15 protein-coding genes and 1 riboswitch are annotated in these 19,546 nt (G+C 33.0%); of the genes, 12 read left to right on the forward strand and 3 right to left on the reverse strand.

Going from position 1 to position 19,546, the window contains the following annotated elements; all coding sequences use genetic code 11:
* Window positions 1-37: 37 nt before the first annotated feature.
* Both SYNTR_RS00095 and SYNTR_RS00100 read left to right on the forward strand, forming a co-directional pair.
* Window positions 38-1,627 (forward strand): MDR family MFS transporter, encoded by a 1,590-nt coding sequence (locus SYNTR_RS00095; protein WP_156202589.1) that lies wholly within the window; start codon window positions 38-40, stop codon window positions 1,625-1,627.
* 151 nt (window positions 1,628-1,778) lie between these two features.
* On the forward strand, window positions 1,779-2,987 hold the full coding sequence (locus SYNTR_RS00100; RefSeq protein WP_156202590.1) for an MFS transporter: 1,209 nt from the start codon (window positions 1,779-1,781) through the stop codon (window positions 2,985-2,987).
* A gap of 79 nt (window positions 2,988-3,066) precedes the next feature.
* On the opposite strand, the gene SYNTR_RS00105 is transcribed toward SYNTR_RS00100, so the two are convergent.
* Window positions 3,067-3,228: a DUF1540 domain-containing protein gene (locus SYNTR_RS00105; RefSeq protein ID WP_156202591.1), complete on the reverse strand. Its 162-nt coding sequence runs from the start codon at window positions 3,226-3,228 to the stop codon at window positions 3,067-3,069.
* Between the two features lie 202 nt (window positions 3,229-3,430).
* Between SYNTR_RS00105 and SYNTR_RS00110 the strand changes: the two genes are divergently transcribed.
* The 3 genes from SYNTR_RS00110 (at window position 3,431) to tsaA (ending at window position 5,765) form a co-directional block, all read left to right on the forward strand.
* Window positions 3,431-4,204 (forward strand): 4Fe-4S binding protein, encoded by a 774-nt coding sequence (locus tag SYNTR_RS00110; RefSeq protein ID WP_156202592.1) that lies wholly within the window; start codon window positions 3,431-3,433, stop codon window positions 4,202-4,204.
* A 222-nt stretch (window positions 4,205-4,426) separates the two neighbouring features.
* Entirely contained in the window at window positions 4,427-4,933 is a 507-nt protein-coding gene (locus SYNTR_RS00115) for a DedA family protein (protein ID WP_156202593.1), read from the forward strand.
* 25 nt (window positions 4,934-4,958) lie between these two features.
* Window positions 4,959-5,765, forward strand: coding sequence for a tRNA (N6-threonylcarbamoyladenosine(37)-N6)-methyltransferase TrmO (gene tsaA, locus SYNTR_RS00120; RefSeq protein WP_156202594.1), 807 nt, complete (start codon window positions 4,959-4,961; stop codon window positions 5,763-5,765).
* 80 nt (window positions 5,766-5,845) lie between these two features.
* A riboswitch (molybdenum cofactor riboswitch) is annotated at window positions 5,846-5,969 on the forward strand.
* Window positions 5,970-6,256: 287 nt separating this feature from the next.
* Here the strand turns inward: tsaA and SYNTR_RS00125 are convergent.
* Window positions 6,257-7,210, reverse strand: a complete 954-nt coding sequence (locus SYNTR_RS00125; RefSeq protein WP_156202595.1) for a calcium/sodium antiporter — start codon at window positions 7,208-7,210, stop codon at window positions 6,257-6,259.
* A gap of 463 nt (window positions 7,211-7,673) precedes the next feature.
* Between SYNTR_RS00125 and SYNTR_RS00130 the strand changes: the two genes are divergently transcribed.
* Window positions 7,674-8,081 (forward strand): 4Fe-4S dicluster domain-containing protein, encoded by a 408-nt coding sequence (locus SYNTR_RS00130; protein WP_156202596.1) that lies wholly within the window; start codon window positions 7,674-7,676, stop codon window positions 8,079-8,081.
* The gene (locus tag SYNTR_RS00135; protein ID WP_156202597.1) at window positions 8,082-9,842 is read left to right on the forward strand and encodes an aldehyde ferredoxin oxidoreductase N-terminal domain-containing protein; all 1,761 of its coding nucleotides are present in this window, start codon (window positions 8,082-8,084) and stop codon (window positions 9,840-9,842) included.
* A gap of 79 nt (window positions 9,843-9,921) precedes the next feature.
* On the opposite strand, the gene SYNTR_RS00140 is transcribed toward SYNTR_RS00135, so the two are convergent.
* The gene (locus SYNTR_RS00140) at window positions 9,922-12,060 is read right to left on the reverse strand and encodes a catalase (RefSeq protein WP_243140200.1); all 2,139 of its coding nucleotides are present in this window, start codon (window positions 12,058-12,060) and stop codon (window positions 9,922-9,924) included.
* Window positions 12,061-12,637: 577 nt separating this feature from the next.
* On the opposite strand from SYNTR_RS00140, the gene SYNTR_RS00145 reads away from it, so the two are divergent.
* From SYNTR_RS00145 to SYNTR_RS00165, 5 genes are all read left to right on the forward strand, one after another.
* Window positions 12,638-13,930, forward strand: coding sequence for an Ig-like domain-containing protein (locus SYNTR_RS00145; RefSeq protein ID WP_156202598.1), 1,293 nt, complete (start codon window positions 12,638-12,640; stop codon window positions 13,928-13,930).
* Window positions 13,931-14,288: 358 nt separating this feature from the next.
* The gene (locus tag SYNTR_RS00150) at window positions 14,289-16,088 is read left to right on the forward strand and encodes a YgiQ family radical SAM protein (protein WP_156202599.1); all 1,800 of its coding nucleotides are present in this window, start codon (window positions 14,289-14,291) and stop codon (window positions 16,086-16,088) included.
* Window positions 16,089-16,170: 82 nt separating this feature from the next.
* The gene (trhA, locus tag SYNTR_RS00155; RefSeq protein WP_156202600.1) at window positions 16,171-16,818 is read left to right on the forward strand and encodes a PAQR family membrane homeostasis protein TrhA; all 648 of its coding nucleotides are present in this window, start codon (window positions 16,171-16,173) and stop codon (window positions 16,816-16,818) included.
* A gap of 342 nt (window positions 16,819-17,160) precedes the next feature.
* Window positions 17,161-17,820, forward strand: a complete 660-nt coding sequence (locus SYNTR_RS00160) for a class I SAM-dependent methyltransferase (RefSeq protein WP_156202601.1) — start codon at window positions 17,161-17,163, stop codon at window positions 17,818-17,820.
* A 104-nt stretch (window positions 17,821-17,924) separates the two neighbouring features.
* Window positions 17,925-19,454 carry an InlB B-repeat-containing protein gene (locus SYNTR_RS00165; RefSeq protein ID WP_156202602.1) on the forward strand — a complete coding sequence of 510 codons (1,530 nt, stop codon included), beginning with the start codon at window positions 17,925-17,927 and terminating at the stop codon, window positions 19,452-19,454.
* The last annotated feature ends 92 nt before the right edge of the window (window positions 19,455-19,546 follow it).

Genomic DNA, 19,546 nt, shown 5'->3' on the forward strand with positions numbered 1-19,546 from the left:
CCATCTCCTCCCTTGATATGCAAAAAGGAGCATAAATATGGTTGATGTACAAACAACAAATCAAATTACAGGAAATCGTAAGTGGTGGGCGTTGGCTACTGTTATGGTAACCATGTTTTTTGCTTCTATGAACCAAACCATTGTTTCTACAGCAATCCCAACTATTGTTGGAGATTTACAGGGATTTACTCTTTATGCTTGGATATTTAGTGCTTATATGATGACTACAGCGATTACTGTTCCTATTTATGGGAAGCTATCAGATGTGTATGGGCGAAAACCTTTTTATATTTTTGGGCTAATTGTTTTTGGGGTAGGGTCTGTAATATGTGGACAGGTAAATACTATGCAAGAATTGATACTAGCACGAGGTTTGCAAGGAATTGGGGCTGGTGCTTTAATAAGTATGCCGCGAGCAACAATAGGTGATATTTTTAACCCTAGAGAGCGTGGTCGCTGGATGGGAATGGTAGGCGCAGTATTTGGATTATCAAGTATTGCTGGTCCTGTTATAGGTGGTTGGATTACCGAAACCTTCTCTTGGCATTGGATTTTTTATATAAGTCTACCCTTTGTATTAATTGCACTTATTGGAGTGATGCTCTTTTTGCCTAAAGTTAAGGCAAGCAAAGAAGTAAAGGTTGATTGGATAGGATCGGCGTTATTAATTATTGGACTAATACCAATATTAATGGGATTTACTTTGGCTGGATCAGAGTATGGTTGGACTTCTCCTTTTATAATAGCTATGTTCGTAATTGGTGTGATTGTATTAATGCTATTTATTAAATATGAGCGTAACATATCTGATCCAATCATAACTCCAGTTTTATTTAAAAATCGCATTTTTTCCACTTCACTTATCCTAGGGATTCTATTATCAATGGCTATGTTTGGCAGTGTGATGTTTTTACCTTTATTTATTCAGGGGGTTATTGGTCTTAATCCTACAGACAGCGGACTTGTTATGTCTTCCATGATGATAAGCTTTATTGTAGGGAGTGTTATTTCTGGACAGATTATGACAAGAACAGGAAAATATCGCTTGCTTTCTCATATAAGTGCAGCAGCTATTGTTTTAAGTACATCTTTATTCATGACCATGGATATTAATACTGGCTATCCTACTGTTATAAAATATTTGATAATATTAGGTCTAGGAGTTGGCTGCATGATGCCATTGCTAAATATTGCAGTACAAAATGCTTTTCCCTATCGGATAATGGGAACAGTCAACGCCACTCAACAGTTTGTATCGTCCTTAGGGGGAGTGATTGCTGCACCAATCTTTGGATCGATTTTAAATTGGGGATTTGATACTCGTTTAAGTTATGTTTTGTCAGAAAAAACTAGAAAATTAATAGGTTCTATATCCGAGCTTGACCCTCAAACTTTATTAACAGATCACGCCCAACAAGCAATTGCTGAACGATTTATTCAGCTTGGCCCCGCTGGAGAGGTAATGTATATTGAGCTGTTACAGGCTGTAAAGGTGTCTCTTACAGCTGGTATCAGTTATTTATTTACATTAGGACTTGTATTTGCGGTTCTTTGTTTTATTGGCACTTTCTTTTTACCAGAGCGTACACTTCAAGGTGATGAGTACTATAGTGATTCTACGGAATAATGTTTTACAATGAAAATACTTTCTTCTAACATATCGATTCTTTCATTTCGTAGGGGGTTAATTTAATTATTAAAAAATACCAGGATATTTACCAGATATTTGATAAAGCTAAGTAAAGATTCATTTTATTTACTAAAAGGAGCAAGTTAGATTGAAAGCTGATAGTAAATTAAAAGTAGGAATACTTAGTTTATCAAACTTTATAACAGTTCTGGTAAATACCATATTATTTCCTGTTTTTCCTGCCATGGCTAGGGACCTTGATGTTAGTTTAACAGATTTGGCTATATTGGTAGGGATTGTTTCTTTTCCAGCTGCAATTGTAAACCTATTTGGTGGGATTTTGGCTGATAGGTTTGGCAAAAAATTGGTCATGGTAGTTTCTTTAATTATATATGGGTTAGGTGGACTACTAGCAGGACTAGCTATTCTTTTTATGGATGATCCTTACACTATGATTTTAATAGGAAGATTTTTTCAGGGTCTAGGCTCAGCTACTCCTATGTTTTTAAGTATTGCATTAGTTGGAGATATTTTTAAAAGTATAGAAAGAACAAAAGCAGTAGGATTTTTGGAAACGGCTAATGGCTTAGGGAAGGTTTCAAGTCCTGTTATTGGTGGAGCTATTGGGCTAATATCTTGGAGTGCAATATTTTTTGTATATCCATTAGTAGCAGTTCCAGTAGCATTAGCAACGTGGATATATATCAAAGAGCCTGAGCAGGATAAGGAAGTAGACTGGCAAAAACATAAAGAAGCATTTTTACTATTTAAAAATGGTTCTCGTATGCTAAGTCTTATTTCAGCATTTATTGTTATATTTATTCTTATAGGTACAATGTTTTGGATGAGTGATTTCTTAGCTGCAAAGCTAGATATTAATAAGTTGCTTAGAGGAGCAATTATTGCTCTACCGGCTGTGGCGATGATGTTAACTGCTTTAATGGCAGGAATAATATCGAAGAAATTACATCCACAAATCATTATTACTACTGGGTTATTTATTATGGCTGCAAGTGCTATTACCTTAGGTTTCACTGCTAATACTCTTTTATTTTGGCCACTTATTTTACTGATTGGTATTGGGGCAGGAACAACGTTGCCTGCTATTGGCACTGTAAGTACATCTGTTCAAGATAAGCATATTAGAGGTTTAACTACGACTATTTATGGTAGTGCAAGATCTTTGGGAGCTGCACTCTCACCAATTACGTTTTCTTTTCTTCTACATTATGGACTTAAGGTCACTTTTATCACTATAGGTATTGCAGGTATAATATTTGCCGTAATTTTTTACTTCATATTTAAAGAAAAAGATGTCTTACCAGATGAACTATTACCTGAGAATTCAGCAGAATAGCAAAAAGGGGACGTTTTATTTGTCTAAATTTACTAATAGACAAAAAACGTCCCCATTTTAGATGTTTGATGTTATTGAGTTACCTTGATTTTCCTTTAGGCATAAAAGTTTCACATGCGGTATCGTCAGTATTGCTAACCATATGGTCTTTCACTCTAGATTTTACTTCAATTGTGGAAGCTAGGCACCATTCACTTTGATTATAATGACATTCCTCTACTTTGCATTTGATTTCTGACATTTTTTCACCTCCGTTTTTTGCATTCTATATTAATTTTTTCAAAAAATATAATATTATACTAAAAATTATGATAAATATTTTTGCTCAGCCGATTCAATAGTCTAAGTTTAGCTTTTTGCAGTGAAATCAATTAAAAATTCTAGCCATCATAGGTTAATAACTTGTATAATTAACAAAAATACTAGTAAATTAGGAGGTTTTTATGTATCAAGAAATAATCAACTTGACAAAACAATTTACCTTGACTAGTCCTTTAAATAGAGTTGAAGATTTAAATAATATGCGTATTTATGATCCGCCACTTATTGCAGTAGCTGATGCTAATGACCCTTTATTTGTACAATTAAAAAATGATGATATAGTTGGGAATGATCATAAATCGCCTTTTGAATGGCAAAGAGAAGCTAAAAGTGTTATAGCTTATTTTTTGCCATATACTGAGAAGGTTCGAGTAACTAATAGAGGTGATACAATGCCTTCAATGGAATGGTTATATGGCAGATTTGAAGGTGAAGAATTTAATAAAGCATTAAGTCAATATCTAGTGAATGAATTGACAAAAAAAGGAATGAAAGTAGTTAGTCCGTTTTTAGATCCTAGTTTTAAAATAAATAATAGAAAAAGTAATTGGTCGGAAAGACATGTAGCTTTTATTGCTGGATTAGGAACATTCAGTCTTTCTAAATCTCTCATAACGGCTAAAGGAGCAGCAGGTCGATTGGGTAGTGTTATAGTAGATACTGAGCTTAGCGTAACTAATCGGCCTTATACACACCTTGAAGAATATTGTATATTTTGTGAATTGTGCATTGATCGCTGTCCACCAGAGGCTATAACTTCAGAAAGTAAAGACCATCTTATTTGTGCAGATTTTATAGATAATAAAATAAGGCCAAAATACAAGCCTAGATATGGGTGTGGCAAATGTCAAACAGCAGTACCCTGTGAATCAAAAATTCCAGTCAATGTAAAATAACAGAATAAGACATAGTAAATAAGACAGAGGTTTTTTTGCAAGCACCTCTGTCTTATATAATATAAAATATCTTTTGAACTTACTTAAGAAGGGTAACAATATATATGTTAAAAAATAAGTTTATATTTAATTTTAATCATTATTATATTATAGTTTTTATAAATACTAAGAAAGATATGTTATTTTTGCAAAGTTTTTTATTAATAACATTTAGGAGAAACCATGGATACGTACCTTTTTAATTACATACAAGTATTGTTAGAAGAAGCCCATATTATAACATTATTTGCAACCTTAGTTTTTACTTTAACAGTAGCACCAATAAACAAAGAAACGGTTGTAATAACTTTAGCTATAATGTCAGGGACAGGATTAATAAGTCCATTTTTTGGCTTTAGTGCTCTTGTATTAGCTAATTACATTAGTTATTTTTTGTTCTTTTTTATTGGTCGTTTTTCTAAGGCATTACAAAAATTAATTTTAAATGATAGAACCTCTGCTAAAATGGAAAAACGAATTGATAGAAGCAATCAATTTATAGAAAAATATGGTGCGATGTCTATCATATTTGGATATTTTGTACCTGGGATCAGACAGGTTTTACCTTTAATAATGGGTATAAGTACTTTTAAGGCATTAAGGTTTATGTGGATTGCTTTTTGGGGATCAATTATTTGGACAGGAGTTTATTATTTTGTGGTTTTATCACTTACAGATTTATGGATATAGATTATAGAAATATAGGAGATTATTAATGAATCAAATTACACTAAATCCTGTAGGAAAAGTAATATCTGAACGTAATAGTCCAGACACTATGCCTTTAGGAGGCACTGATTCTATTATAGAAATATTTGAAGAATATAGTGATGCACTATTGCGAATTGAAGAAAACTCCCACTTGTGGGTTCTTTCTTGGTTTCACGAATCACCTAGAAAGTCCTTAAGGGTTAACCCCAAACGGCTTAATCCAGATTTAGAAGAATTTGGTGTATTTGCTTTAAGAGCATTTGATAGACCTAACCCTATTGGGTTATCACTTGTGAAACTTGAGAAGGTGGAGAGAAGTTTTTTATATGTTCAAGGGTTAGATGCAATAAATAACACACCTGTATTAGATGTTAAACCCTATTTTGAAAATGATGTTATTTTTTCTCCAAAAACACCATATATACGTAGGAAAAACAGAGAAATGCGCCAACAATTAATCTTAAAACGAGGCTTTGCCTACCATCAAGAAAAATGTTTAGATTTATTATTAGCCGTTAGAATGGCAGTAATAGCGGAAGAAAAATTAGGGCACTTGCAAAATGATGATTTAGTAATAAATGCAAAAGGAACTACCTGTTTTATAGATGCTTTGCAAGGTATAACTCACGCACGCTTAGCTAATCCACCACGATTAAGTTACTCTATCGAAGCATCAATCTCGGAATCTATATGGACTAAAGACGACAAGCAATTGGTTATTAAAACTAAAAATACTAATTATACTGAGGAAAACTTGTTAAACATGGCAGATGAAGATCTATTTATGATTGATTTATATTTTGGTATCTAAAATATTGTTGCATTATTATAAAAAATTTAATTAATAAAAAAGGAAAAAGATAATAAATATAGAATAACTATATAATATAAAGGAATATTGGTCTTCGAGCTATTGAGTCTAAAGATTTATATCCATGACTTTTTAGCCGCTGGGTTAGCACAAGAAATTGGTTAGCCTCCCTGTGATTTGGAAAGAAGACGTGTACATAAAGCATAATTTTATGGTTTAATTAGGCACGGTTTCGTGTCTTTTTCATTTAAATGTTTTATGTGCCCAGGCACAGGTAGACTGTGCTTTTTTTATTTTTGAAAAATAGAATTACTCTCTTTCCCCGGGAGTAGTTAGTTTTCTTCTATAATTAGCTGTTAACTTATGTTAGCAGCTTTTTTTTCAATATTGGTTTAAATATTGATTCTTTTTATGAAAAGTGGATTATTATTTTATTTTTTTTATGTATCTAAAATTAGAAAAATATACAAAATCGCTTCTGTGTTTAGTTGTTAATTTCTAATTACTATAAAAATGATATACCCAATATATGTTAAAGTTAAGATAATACCTTCTATTCTGTCTATTTTTCTACCTGTAATTGCAAATATATAGGTTATAGTTGTTATGATAAGTAATATTGAAAAATCTACATATAGTTTACTGTCTACTTCAATAGGATTGATAACTGCTGAAATTCCTAAAACAAATAATATATTAAAAAGTCCCGAACCTATTATGTTACCCATAGCTATATCAATTTTCTCTTTTATTGATGCTATTGCAGCTATAACAAGCTCTGGCAATGATGTTCCTAATGAGACTATTGTAAGTCCAACTAAAGTTTCACTTATTCCCCAAGCTAAAGCTATGTTTGTAGCTGATTTAACTACTAAGTCCCCGCCTAAGATAATCGCTACCAAACCAATTATAAAAAAAAGAATACTTTTTGGTAGTGTCATTGTCTTTATTTCATCTACTTCTTCTTCTGTTTCCTTGGACATGAATGCTAGTTCTACAAGATAAAATATAAATATACCTAGTCCTAATAGCAGTATCAAGCCGTCTGCTCTTGATATAAGATTTTGGGGTTGTCCACCTAAGTAAACATCTAAAGACAAGAGAAACATTAAAGCGGTGGCATATATAGATAATGGGAATTCTTTTATAACTGTTGTTTTTTTAATTTTAATTGCCCTTATAGTAGACGCTACACCTACAGCAAGAAGAAGGTTAAACATATTTGAACCTATTACATTTCCTAAAACAAGGTCACCAGAACCTTGTAGCGAAGCATTTATGCATATGGCGGCTTCTGGTGCACTAGTGCCGAAAGCTACAATGGTAAGCCCAATTAATAGAGGAGGTACATTAGTTATTTTAGCTATTGAAGATGCACCATCAACAAAAATATCCGCTCCTTTAATTAAAAGAACAAACCCTATAATTAATAAAATATAGTCCATTTATTTATTTCACCTTTATAAATTATTTGCAATGTTGCTATAGGGGTTATAACAATAGGGCTTAGATTAGGCACTATTATTTAAAGCCTATATACTATTGTGCATGCTTTTCTTTATAATCATGTATAAATTTTTTATTTCTGCTGACTTTAGATTATTATCTTATTTTTTTATGTATTTACTATAAATTTAAAGCTTACCAGCAATTACACAATAAAAAAAATCTTTCAATAACTACAGGTATTTACCTAATAAACTTATAAGAAAAAAATAGTAAAAGGCGCAACTACTAATAGTTGCGCTATCTTTTTGATTTATTGTCCCACTGGGACAACTTATAATCGCCCATGTACATACTTGTCCCGAAACAAAAAAGTTATTATTATATGAACTAAAGAAATTAAAAAGTCAATTGAAGTTATTGGTTTATTAATTATTGGACTAATTGTTGGAGGGAATTTTAATGGCTAAAGTATTGAAAACCCAGGAAATGGAGAGGTGTATTGCATGTTATTCGTGTATGCAGGCATGTGCAAGGGAAGTTAAGAAAAGCTTTTCACTGCAATATGCTGCTATACGTATTAAAACTAGAGGAGGACTACAAAGTAAGCTTATAGCAGATATTTGTAGAGGATGTACTAATCCGCCATGTGCTGAAAGCTGTAGTTTTCAAGCTTTAGTACCACGGAAAGGTGGAGGAGTTAAGCTTATAGAGGATAAATGTACAGGATGTGAAAAGTGTATTCCTGCTTGTCCTATTGGATACATAAAACTAGATCCTACAAGTGAGAAAATTATTATGTGTATTCATTGTGGTATATGTGCTAAGTATTGTCCACATGAAATTATTAAACTTAAGGAAGTGAGATAAATGTTTAATCGAGAATATATACGAGTTTTATATATAGATCTTAGTACTAGAACTTTTGACATCAAAGATAGAGCTGATCTTTCATTGTATTTAGGTGGAGTGGGAATAGCTTCCAAACTATTAGATGAAGAACTACAGTATGATCTAAGTCCATTGGATGTAGAACAGCCCATTATTTTTGCTATTGGTGCTTTATCTACTATATATCCAGTAGTAACAAAAACTGTATGTATGTTTAGGTCACCTTTGACAGGTAATTTAGGTGAAAGTTATGCTGGCGGTCGTTTAGCTATGTCTATGCTCTATTCAGGTTATGATGCCATTGTTATAAAAGGTCAAGCTAATCGTCCCGTTTATCTTTCTATAGGATCACGCCATGTAGAAATAAAAAATGCAGACCCAATTTGGGGTACCACTACTGAAGAATCAGCGCGATATCTCCGAGAAATGGAAGAAGGTAGGGGGTTAAGGTCCATTGTTAGAATAGGTCAAGCAGGAGAAAGCCAAATTCGATTTGCTAACCTAAATGTAGATACTTATAGACACTTTGGCAGACTAGGAGCTGGTGCAGTATTTGGAAGCAAAAACTTAAAAGCACTGGTGATAAATGGAGAAAATAATTATCCTATTCCTAAAGAAAACTTTAAGAATTATCGTAAGATGTATAAGGAAATCTATGACAAAGTAGTTAATACTGAAATTATGGAAAAGTATCATGACTTAGGAACTCCTGTGAATGTAAAACAACTAAATGATAAACAAGGATTACCAACACGCAATCTTACTTCAGGTAGTTTTGAATATGCAGATGAATTATCAGGTGAATCGTTTGCTAAAGAGCGTTTAGTACGAAAGCTAGCATGTGTAGCATGTCCGGTTGGATGTATTCACATAGGGCAGTATAGGCGTATGTTTGCAGATCGTAGCCATGAATATGAAACATTAAATGTAAGTTATGATTATGAATTGATTTTTGCTCTAGGAAGTTTTATAGGTATTAGCAGTAAAGATGAGTTTTTTGAATTGCTAGAAAAAGTAGAGGCATATGGTATGGATGTTATTACTATGGGAGTACTATTAGGTTGGCTAACTGAAGCTTATAAAAATGGCTTAATAAAAGAAGAAGATTTAGGAACACATTTAGAGTTTGGTTATACTGAAGGATATTCAAAGGTTTTAGAAGGCCTAATTAGTGCTCGTAATGAATTGTATCAAACCCTAGCATTAGGAACTGAAGCAGCAGCAGATGAGTATGGTGGTAAAGAGTATGCGATGACTTTAGGAAAACACGAAATGACCGGCTACCATACTGGTTATGGGGCGGTTTTAGGACAAGCAGTCGGGACACGTCATTCTCACCTAGATAATGCTGGTTATGCAGTAGATCAGACAGTTGATGTTAAAGAAAAAGATAAGTTTGTAGATGCAATTTTTCAAGAAGAAATTACAAGATGTCTATCTAATAGCTTGGTGATATGCCTTTTTGCTCGAAATGTATATGATTTAGAAACAACAGTTAGAGCATTTAATGCTATAGGAATTAATAAAAGTGAGGATGAGCTAAAAGATATCGCTGAAAGGATTTATGCTTTAAAACTAGAAATTAAACGAAAAATGGGATTTGATTTTAAGTCACTTCGCTTCCCTAAAAGATTTTTCGAAACACCTTATAGATATGGAAAAATGGATGAAGAAGTTATGCAAGATCTCTTATCTAGATATATAGCAAAAGTGGAAAGTTTAGTGGCAAAAAACGCTTAATTCTAGGAAGCTGAAAGCTTGTTATCTCCGCTATCAGTAATTATGCTGATAGCGGAGCTTTATTTTTTAAAAGGATTATCTAAGCTGGTACCATTTCATTTTCAACTTCGCGTGTCCAATGACGATGTTCTGCGATGGAGTTTACAAACTCTTGACTAAAGTTAGTCATATCATTTTCATTGCGAATAGTTACCACACCAAGGTGTGTTACTAATTCTCCTTCAGTATCAGGACCAGCTATCTTTGTACTTTGAATTTGTGAAGCTACAAGTAAATCAACTCCTTCATTAGTTGCACCTATTGCTTTGCAATGCTTATATGCTTCATTAATAAAATTAAGTGCATCACCGTGAGTTAGCAAAGTCTCAATACTTTGTTGTCCTCCTCCAACATATACTGCATCGTACATAATTGACCCAGTTGTAAGATAGTTTTTATCAACTTCTATTGCATTGCCATTTGAACATGTAATCGTTCCTTGATATTTGCTAACTATTTCAGAATTTACTCCTGCTTTTTTTAATTCCTCTATAACTTGAATTATTTCTGAATAGTTAAAACCGTTCTCTACTAAAATGCCAACCCACCGAGTTTGTGGACTCTTAACAGTATTTTCTTGACTAACAGCAGGTGATGAATCGGTTACATCACTACCTGAGGAAAGAGGCGGTGCAGTTACCCCAACACCTTCAGCTATTTGTGCAGCTAAATTTTCATTTACATTGCTAAACATATTAACTACTAGTTGCCTAATCTGCTTATTTTTAACCCCACCAATTTCGAAGTGAAATGCATCTACAATATGCTGTTTTTCTGCATCTGACATACTGTTCCAAAAAAGTTTTGCTTGGCTATAATGATCATTAAAGCTCTTATTTCGTTCTCGAATTTTTCGTCCATCAACTTTTTCTGTATAATGCACATAACCGTTTTCCTCATCTGGTGTAGGGTGTGGTGCATTAGATTGTAAAAAGTTTGGTGAATAACTTACGGGGCCTTTATCTATAGTCATACGGTGATAACCATCTCGTTGATTATTGTGTACTTGTGCAAGTGAACGATTGATAGGAATTTCATGAAAATTAGGACCACCTAAACGAATTAATTGGGTATCTAAATAAGAAAATAGCCGCCCTTGCAATAATGGATCATTTGTAAAGTCAATTCCGGGTACTACATGGCCCGCATGGAAAGCTACTTGTTCAGTTTCAGCAAAAAAGTTATCAACATTTCGGTTTAATGTCATTTTGCCTATACGTTTAACAGGGACAATTTCCTCAGGCCAAAACTTAGTAGCATCAAGAATATCAAAATCAAATTCAAATTCGTCCTCTTCTTCTATCATTTGTACACCAAGTTCAAATTCAGGATATTCACCCATTTCTATTGCTCTCCAAAGATCACGACGATGAAAGTCGGGGTCTTTACCACCTAGTTTTTGTGCCTCATCCCATACAAGTGAATGCACACCAAGCAAAGGCTTCCAATGAAATTTTACAAAACGTCCTTTACCTTGTTCATTAACAAATCTAAATGTGTTTACTCCAAAACCCTCCATCATGCGGAAACTTCTTGGAATAGCCCTATCTGATAATAACCACATAACCATATGAGCTAATTCAGGTGTACTAACTACGAAATCCCAAAAAGTATCATGGGCTGCTGATGCTTGGGGTATTTCATTATTGGGTTCTGGCTTGATAGAGTGCACTACATCAGGAAACTTAATTGCATCTTGTATAAAAAATATAGGAATATTATTAGCAACTAAGTCATAATTGCCATCTTCAGTATAAAATTTAGTAGCAAAACCACGCACATCGCGTACTGTATCAGCTGAGCCACGAGAACCAACTACTGTGGAAAAGCGTACAAATACAGGAGTTTTTACTGAAGGGTCTTGAAGAAACTTTGCCTTAGTAAATTCATTCATAGGTTCATACACTTGAAAATATCCATGAGCACCAGATCCTCGTGCATGAACAACTCGCTCAGGAATCCTTTCATGATCAAAATGAGTCATTTTTTCACGAAAATGAAAATCCTCCATTAATGTTGGGCCACGATTTCCTGCTTTAAGTGAGTCATCCGTATTTGATACACGTACTCCGTGATTAGTCGTAAGTTTTTGATCTTTGTGATCAACACGAAAATTATCGAGTTGCTCATCTTTTTTACCATCTTTAGCGGCTTTATTTTGTTTTTGAATTGAATCCAATTTATCTTCATCCTTTCCAAATTATAAGTGTAATTAGTATTTCCTACTTTAGATAAAGTCATTAACGTACTTACTATTTTTTTTTGATATGGGCGAATCTTTGTTAATTAAAATTTTTAGTTTTAGATAGTGATTATTTATAAAATAACATCCTAAATCGTTATTTATATTGACAAAAAGAAAAAGTAATATAGTAGGAAAGTTTTGGGGCATTAGTTAAATAAAACGTTTAGAACTAAAAACAACCATGAACTTTTCATACCTTGAAATATTGGGATTAGCTTTAAATAACATTATATTTTATTAATTTATTAACCATGGTACTTACCAGGACAAAACTGGAAAAACCATGGTTTTTTTAATGAAAAAGTTTATTGTAATAGGCTTGTACTCTTTGATTTAGAAGCAAAACTTTAAAAAGCAACTTATCAATTTCCATTTATAAACCTACCTATAATTACCTTTGACCCCCATTTGGCGCAATATATAAAATAGTAGATACATTATATTAAGAAAGGAGTGAAACCAGAAACAGCAAATATTTCCAAGTCCAAGCGCTGTAGGGGAGAAAAAAATTATGAGTGAGGATTTTGTTTTGATAAAGTTGATTAAAAAGTATTATAAGTTAGCAATTATAGCACCTATTATATTATTATTGTTTTTTACTATTGGTTTCTTTTATATGGGTGATATACCGACTGTTAAAACTCAAGAAGTTAATGTTGAAAGAACAAGTGCTACCTTAAATGGCATGATAGTAGATGATGGTGGCAAAGAAATAACTCAATATGGGTTCAGATGGGGGACAAGCAGTGATAATTTACAAGGCAATGAAACTATTAGTGGTAAAATTACCACAGATTCAATCTTTAATGTAAATTTATATGGTTTACAGCCTGGAAATACATACTATTATAAGGCATATGCAGTAAACTCAAAAGGCTCTGGAAATGGAGAAGTAAAGAGCTTTATTGTCCCCGGAAATAATCCCCCTGAAGTTTCAATAGACAAGCCGTATGATGGCTACACTGTTACTGAGGGAGATTTAGTTAATATAGCGGCAACAGCTAAAGATGAGTATGAAATAGAAGCTATTGAGTTATTTATAAATGATGAATCTAAACTTAAGGAAGAAAGTGATGCTTTATCTTATTCTTGGGATACAAGCGATTTTGAACCTGGAACATATAGCATAAAGGTTACTGCTTTTGATGGATTAGATTCTGGTGAAAAAGCTGTAGAAATAATAGTTGAAGAAAAGCCAGTTGTGGAAGAACCAAAACCAAGTGAACAAACTTCACAATCTAGTAGTAATAATACAAGTAGTTCAACTAGTAGGGAAGCTACATCAACAGTTTCAAGAGGCACAACTGATTATAGTACATATAGTCAGGCAAGTAGAGTGAATGGAGCTTTTGGTCAGTTTCATTACCGACACATTGGTGGAGGTAGAATAGAAATAGACCCTGTATGGGTTCAAGAAAATATAGTTACAATAACACTACCAGGGCTAAACAGACAAGTTCAAGTTCATAAAGATGCTGCAGACAACTTTATTTATGCATTTACATTAATTAAAAATGGCACTGCAAACATAAACGGTAGACAAGTACCCCTTCTAAGTCTCATTGACACAATGGATGGGACATGGGTGCCTAGACATGTTAACTGGAATCCTTCAAGAGGCCTAAGTAATCATTCTTGGGGAACTGCAATTGATATTAATGCAGCGGGCAATTTTAGATATGTTTGTCCAATAAATGAGCCAAATCATCCTAATTTAATTTTATGGGAAAAAGCCTTCAAACCAGCTGGATTTAGTTGGGGCAACCGTTTCAATGATGCTATGCATTATGAAATAATTAGATAAAAATCGCAAAACAGGGCCAAAACAGGGGACGGTTCTCTGTTCTAAAAAACACTTCGCCGTTAATTGCTAGCAGTGGAGTGTTTTTTTATGCCAAGAGTATTGAAAAGTAAAATTGTAACTAAAATTCTTAAAGAGAAAAAAATTAGCTTAAGAAAAAATATTTACTAGGAGATAAGGCATTTTCAATGTTATAAATATTAGAATTAGCTTTACATCAAAAGATAAAACTACAGTAAAGATGTTAATATATAAAAAGAACCAAAAGATAGTATGCATTTATTAAACAAAATTAGCGTAAATAGATTTATAAGACATAGAACAAAGAACCGTCCCCTGTTCTATTGATAAAGGAGAAACAATGACTTTTTTACCTATAAATAAGGATGACATGAAAAAACGAGGATGGGATGAACTAGACATCATTATAGTTAGTGGTGATGCCTATGTTGATCATCCTGCTTGGGCAGCAGCTGTGCTTGGACGGTTTTTAGAAAGTAAAGGATATAAAGTAGGTATTATTGCACAGCCTGATTGGACAAGTACTGATGACTTTATGAAGTTAGGAAGACCACGATTATTTTTTGCGGTTACAGCAGGAAATGTGGATTCAATGGTTAGCCATTATACTGCAGATAAAAAAAAGAGAAATAATGATGTATATTCTCCTGGGGGGGAAGCTGAAAAGCGTCCAGATCGAACCACTATTGTTTATTGTAACCGGCTACGTGAAGCTTATTCTGGAGTATCAATAGTTATTGGTGGTATAGAAGCAAGTTTAAGAAGATTAGCCCATTATGACTATTGGAGTGATAAAGTTAGAGGATCTATTTTATTTGATAGCCGTGCTGACCTTTTGGTTTATGGTATGGGTGAATACATATTACTAGATATTGCTAATAGGGTAAATGTAGGAGAAAAACTATCTAAAATAACCGATATAAAGGGAACATGTTACGGTGCAAAAGAACCACCTGAAAATAGCGCTATTCTTCCTTCACTTGAACAGGTTAAAAAAAGTACTAAAGCATTTGTTGAAATGACAAAGACTATTTATCACAATACAAACCCATATAATTCTGAAACTTTAGCTCAAGAACATTCAAATCGTTACCTGATTCAAAATCCACCTGCTTATCCACTAACTACAGAGCAGTTAGATGCAGTTTATGAATTACCATATCAAAGACTAGGACATCCTATATATGATAATGATGGTGGAGTTCCAGCACTTGAAAGTGTACAGTTTTCCATAGTTACTCATAGAGGATGCTTTGGTGGATGTGCATTTTGTACTTTAGCATTACACCAAGGAAAGATAATTCAAAACCGAAGCCCAGAATCTATTATTCGTGAAGCGCAAAGCTTTACTAAACATCCAGACTTTAAAGGTACTATTTCAGACGTAGGTGGTCCTTCTGCTAATATGTATGGACTTAAAGGAAGAGAAACAAAAAAATGTGAGTCATGTAAACGCCCAAGCTGTATTTATCCAACAGCATGTAAAAATTTAGATACAGACCATACCTCTTCAGTTAGCCTTTGGCGTCAGCTCCGAGAAGTAGAACAAATTAATAATATATTTGTAGCATCAGGAATTCGTTATGATTTGCTTTTAGAAGACAGTTCAAAAAAATACTTATATGACCTATGTGAGCATCATGTAGGTGGTCAGTTGAAAATAGCTCCAGAGCATATAAATAACTATGTTGCATCACTTATGCATAAGCCGGGAAAATCAAAGTATTATAAGTTTATGAAGGAGTTTAAAAAGGTAAATAAAGAGCTTGGTAAAAAACAATATTTAATACCATATTTTATAGCGGCACACCCTGGCTGCAGCAGTAAAGACATGGTGGAACTAGCCGAATTTATAAGAGACCATCTACAATACTATCCCGAACAGGTGCAAAACTTTACCCCAACACCTATGTCAGTTTCCACCTGTATGTATTACACAGGAATAAACCCCTTAAATGGAAAAAAAGTATCAGTACCAAAAGGTCAAAGAATAAGAGACAAACAGCGTGCTCTTTTACAATACAAAAACCCAGAAAACTATAAGCTTGTAAAAGAAGCACTACAAGAAATAAAAAGAACAGACTTAATAGGCCCAGGAAAAAAGGCTTTAATTAGTAAGAAAAGGAACCGTCCCCGTTGACTCATAAATTTTTTGTATTTATTTGATAAAAATGTTTATAATTTATACTATATAGACTTACTATTAAGAAAGGATTAATAAATTGTTTAGTAAACTACGTGAACCGGTTAGTGGACTTACTCATTTGGTAGGTGCATTACTTTCAGTTCTAGGAGCAATTATATTAATTTACGGTGCTGTTAATGAGGCAACAGTTTGGCATGTAATAGCTTTCTCAATATTTGGGGCTAGTTTATTCTTACTCTATACTGCTAGTACTCTTTATCATCTATTACCACTTTCAGAAAAAGGTATTACAGTTTTAAGACGTATAGATCATATGATGATATATGTTCTTATCGCTGGAACATATACACCAATTTGCTTGGTAACTTTACATGGAGTATGGGGTTGGACTCTCTTTGGAGTAATTTGGACAATAGCACTAATAGGTTTTGCTTTAAAACTATATTGGTTTCATGCTCCCCGATGGTTTTCTACACTATTCTATGTTTTAATGGGATTAGTTATTGTTGCATTTCTACCACTTTTATTACAAGAGCTTTCCTCTGGTGCTTTAGCTTGGATTATAGCCGGTGGAATTATGTATATTATTGGAGCTATAATATATGGTACAAAACTACCTGCATTAAACCTTTCTAAGTGGTTTGGTTTTCATGAAGTATTTCATCTCTTTGTTCTTGCCGGTAGTTTTTGCCACTACTGGTTCATGTATTCGTATATACTTTAGAGTCAAAGGGGACGGTTCCTTTTGACTCACCTGTTAAGAAAAATTTTTGATTATCATATTTATTAATCCCGTCTTATTATTTTTTAAAATAGACGCACACTTGAGGGGTGTATGCGTTACTGGGTGGGGGTTTAAGCAGACCTTATTTTTTTTATTTTAGTGGGTTTTAAATCTCTATATTTTTCATATTAATAATTCGGTTTTTCTAATTCGTTGTTTTATCAAGCGTTAGTGTGGAAATAGGAGTAGCAGTTTAATTACACAATTTTCTATCAATATAAAAAGCTTTATTAATTATGGAGTTATTCTTAACTAATAGAGGGCTTGAAAAGGAGAGGGTTTATGTTTAGACAAAAGGGGTATAGAGGCATAGGAATGGAAGGCTTTATAGCTAAGTTTTATAATAAAACTGCTCAAAAGAGTAGTGATGATTATAAAAACCATGCATTAGAGATTTCTAAATATGTTAATGAAGGGGATTTAATTCTTGAAGTAGCACCTGGCCCAGGCTACTCCGCTATAGAACTAGCGAAATTAGGTAATTATAATATAACAGGAATAGATATTAGCAAATCCTTACTGGAACTAGCAAAAGATAATATTAAAAATGAGGGGCAAAATATTAACTTTATACTAGGAGATGCAGCTTATATGCCATTCGAAGATAATACTTTTGACTTAATCTATTGTAGAGCAGCTTTTAAAAATTTTTCAGAACCTGTAAAGTCATTAAATGAAATGTACAGAGTACTTAAACCTAGAAAGAATGTAATTATAAATGACTTGAGTAAAGATATTACTAATCATTATATAGACAAGCACATTAATAGTATGAATCTAAATATAATTGATACATTTATTACTAAAGTTATTTTTAAAAAGATGTTACGGAGACGTGCATATACAAAAAAACAGTTTGAAAACTTTATTAAGAAATCTAGTTTTTCAAAACATGAAATAATTGAAAAACAACTAGACTATGACATTTGGTTAGAAAAATAAATTACATAGTGAGTGAAAATGAGTCAAAAGGAACCGTCCCTTTTGACTCTAACATAGTATATAGAACAAAGATATAGTTGTTTCAATGCGAGGAGGTAATTTAAGTGTCTAAAATAAAGATGCTAATATATTCAGGTTTCATTTTAATTATAATTTTGTCAGCTATTTTTACCGCTGGCTGCACGGCTGATTATAATATCACCCTAGAAGCCAAACCAGAGAAAGCAGGTAAACTAACAGGGGAAGGAACCTATAAGGAAGGTCAAAAGGCGACCTTAACAGCCGAAGCAGAAGAGGGTTATGAATTTGTAATGTGGACAGCTAATGGTGAAAAAGTAAGTACAGATAAAACCTTTCAGCTTATGGTTGAAGGTGATAAAAAATTAAACGCTATATTTTACCCTTATGGGTTTCAAGAAGAAGTATTGAAACTATCTGAAGAAGCCTTTTCTGTTTACTTAGGTTATGGTAATCCATCTATATTTACTTCAAGTGCTAAGCAGGAATTGGAAAAAGGCAACTTAAATATAGATTATCCTGCAGTTAATAATTTTAGGGATGATATTGAAATTGACCTGGACATGGAATTTAAAAATGAAGAAAAAATAGAAGTTAAAGCATTAATTAAATACCCACATATAGATGAAAATAAGTTTGATAAATTTAAAGAAAAAATAACAGAAAAGATTATCTCTAAAGCAAATGAAGGGACTATTAATCTTTCTGAAGTATACTCTCAGGTGCTCAAAGACCAAAGTCTTTCTAGTAAAGAAACCAGTAAAAATATGACAATAAAAAAAGTAGAAGATGAATTACAAGTTATTAATATGGATCCACCGGGTGAAATTTTATTATCTTTTGATGAATTTTATCAATATGCAGTTGCTGATCAAATTGATGAAGTACTTGTGAATATTGATAAAGACAATGTATTTGGTGGAGATGGAGTAAAAGAAGCAGCAACTGCAAGGTTTTCAGGTATTCAAATAAACATAGTTGGCCCTGCAATAGACCCTAATTACTTGCTAAACGAAACTAGCATTATTTTAGCAGATACATCTATAATTCCCCTAAATACTATATGGGAACAATTAGTACAACAAGTAGATTATGAGCCTTTCTTAAACTTTGGACCTGAAAATTATTTTAATAGAATTGAGTTTAGAAAAGTGCCTGACCACGACAAAAAATCTATTTATCTAACAAGACCATATGCTGTTCTTACAATGGATAGTGTAATTGGCTATGTTGATGAAGAAATGAAAAAAATTAATTTATTTAATAAAATTTCGGGACCAGGTAATATGGTAAGCGATTTTTTCTGGGCTCCTAATGGTGATTTTTTAGCTTATTCCTATACAGAGAGTGGATCAGGATTTGTTAATTTAGATGTATATGATATAAAAGAAGATAAAGTTATACAAATAACTAATTTAAATGATTTCAAAGAACATTATGATATTAAACATGGTTTTATAGGAAAGTTTAGCAATTTTAAATGGTCCGAAACTGGAAATATTTTTTATTTTAACGTTAAAGAGGTTGATTATAGCAATGGTGAAGAAGACACAGCAAAAGAATCTATATCTTGGAGATTTAATGTTGAAGATAAAAAGCTAAAGGTAAATGGTTAAATGAAATGAACAGGGGACGAATAGAACAGGGGACGGTCCTTTGTTCTATTAGAGATAGAACAAAGGACCGTCCCCTGTTCTATTCGTCTCCT

It is taken from the genome of Candidatus Syntrophocurvum alkaliphilum, assembly GCF_009734445.1.
GTDB lineage: Bacteria > Bacillota > Syntrophomonadia > Syntrophomonadales > Syntrophomonadaceae > Syntrophocurvum > Syntrophocurvum alkaliphilum.

Excerpts from the sequence above, each read along its gene's own strand:
- SYNTR_RS00095 (WP_156202589.1), top strand. The coding sequence starts at position 38 with ATGGTTGATGTACAAACAACAAATCAAATTACAGGAAATCGTAAGTGG.
- SYNTR_RS00105 (WP_156202591.1), bottom strand. The coding sequence starts at position 3,228 with ATGTCAGAAATCAAATGCAAAGTAGAGGAATGTCATTATAATCAAAGT.
- SYNTR_RS00110 (WP_156202592.1), top strand. The coding sequence starts at position 3,431 with ATGTATCAAGAAATAATCAACTTGACAAAACAATTTACCTTGACTAGT.
- SYNTR_RS00115 (WP_156202593.1), top strand. The coding sequence starts at position 4,427 with ATGGATACGTACCTTTTTAATTACATACAAGTATTGTTAGAAGAAGCC.
- tsaA (WP_156202594.1), top strand. The coding sequence starts at position 4,959 with ATGAATCAAATTACACTAAATCCTGTAGGAAAAGTAATATCTGAACGT.
- SYNTR_RS00125 (WP_156202595.1), bottom strand. The coding sequence starts at position 7,210 with ATGGACTATATTTTATTAATTATAGGGTTTGTTCTTTTAATTAAAGGA.
- SYNTR_RS00130 (WP_156202596.1), top strand. The coding sequence starts at position 7,674 with ATGGCTAAAGTATTGAAAACCCAGGAAATGGAGAGGTGTATTGCATGT.
- SYNTR_RS00135 (WP_156202597.1), top strand. The coding sequence starts at position 8,082 with ATGTTTAATCGAGAATATATACGAGTTTTATATATAGATCTTAGTACT.
- SYNTR_RS00145 (WP_156202598.1), top strand. The coding sequence starts at position 12,638 with ATGAGTGAGGATTTTGTTTTGATAAAGTTGATTAAAAAGTATTATAAG.
- SYNTR_RS00150 (WP_156202599.1), top strand. The coding sequence starts at position 14,289 with ATGACTTTTTTACCTATAAATAAGGATGACATGAAAAAACGAGGATGG.
- SYNTR_RS00160 (WP_156202601.1), top strand. The coding sequence starts at position 17,161 with ATGTTTAGACAAAAGGGGTATAGAGGCATAGGAATGGAAGGCTTTATA.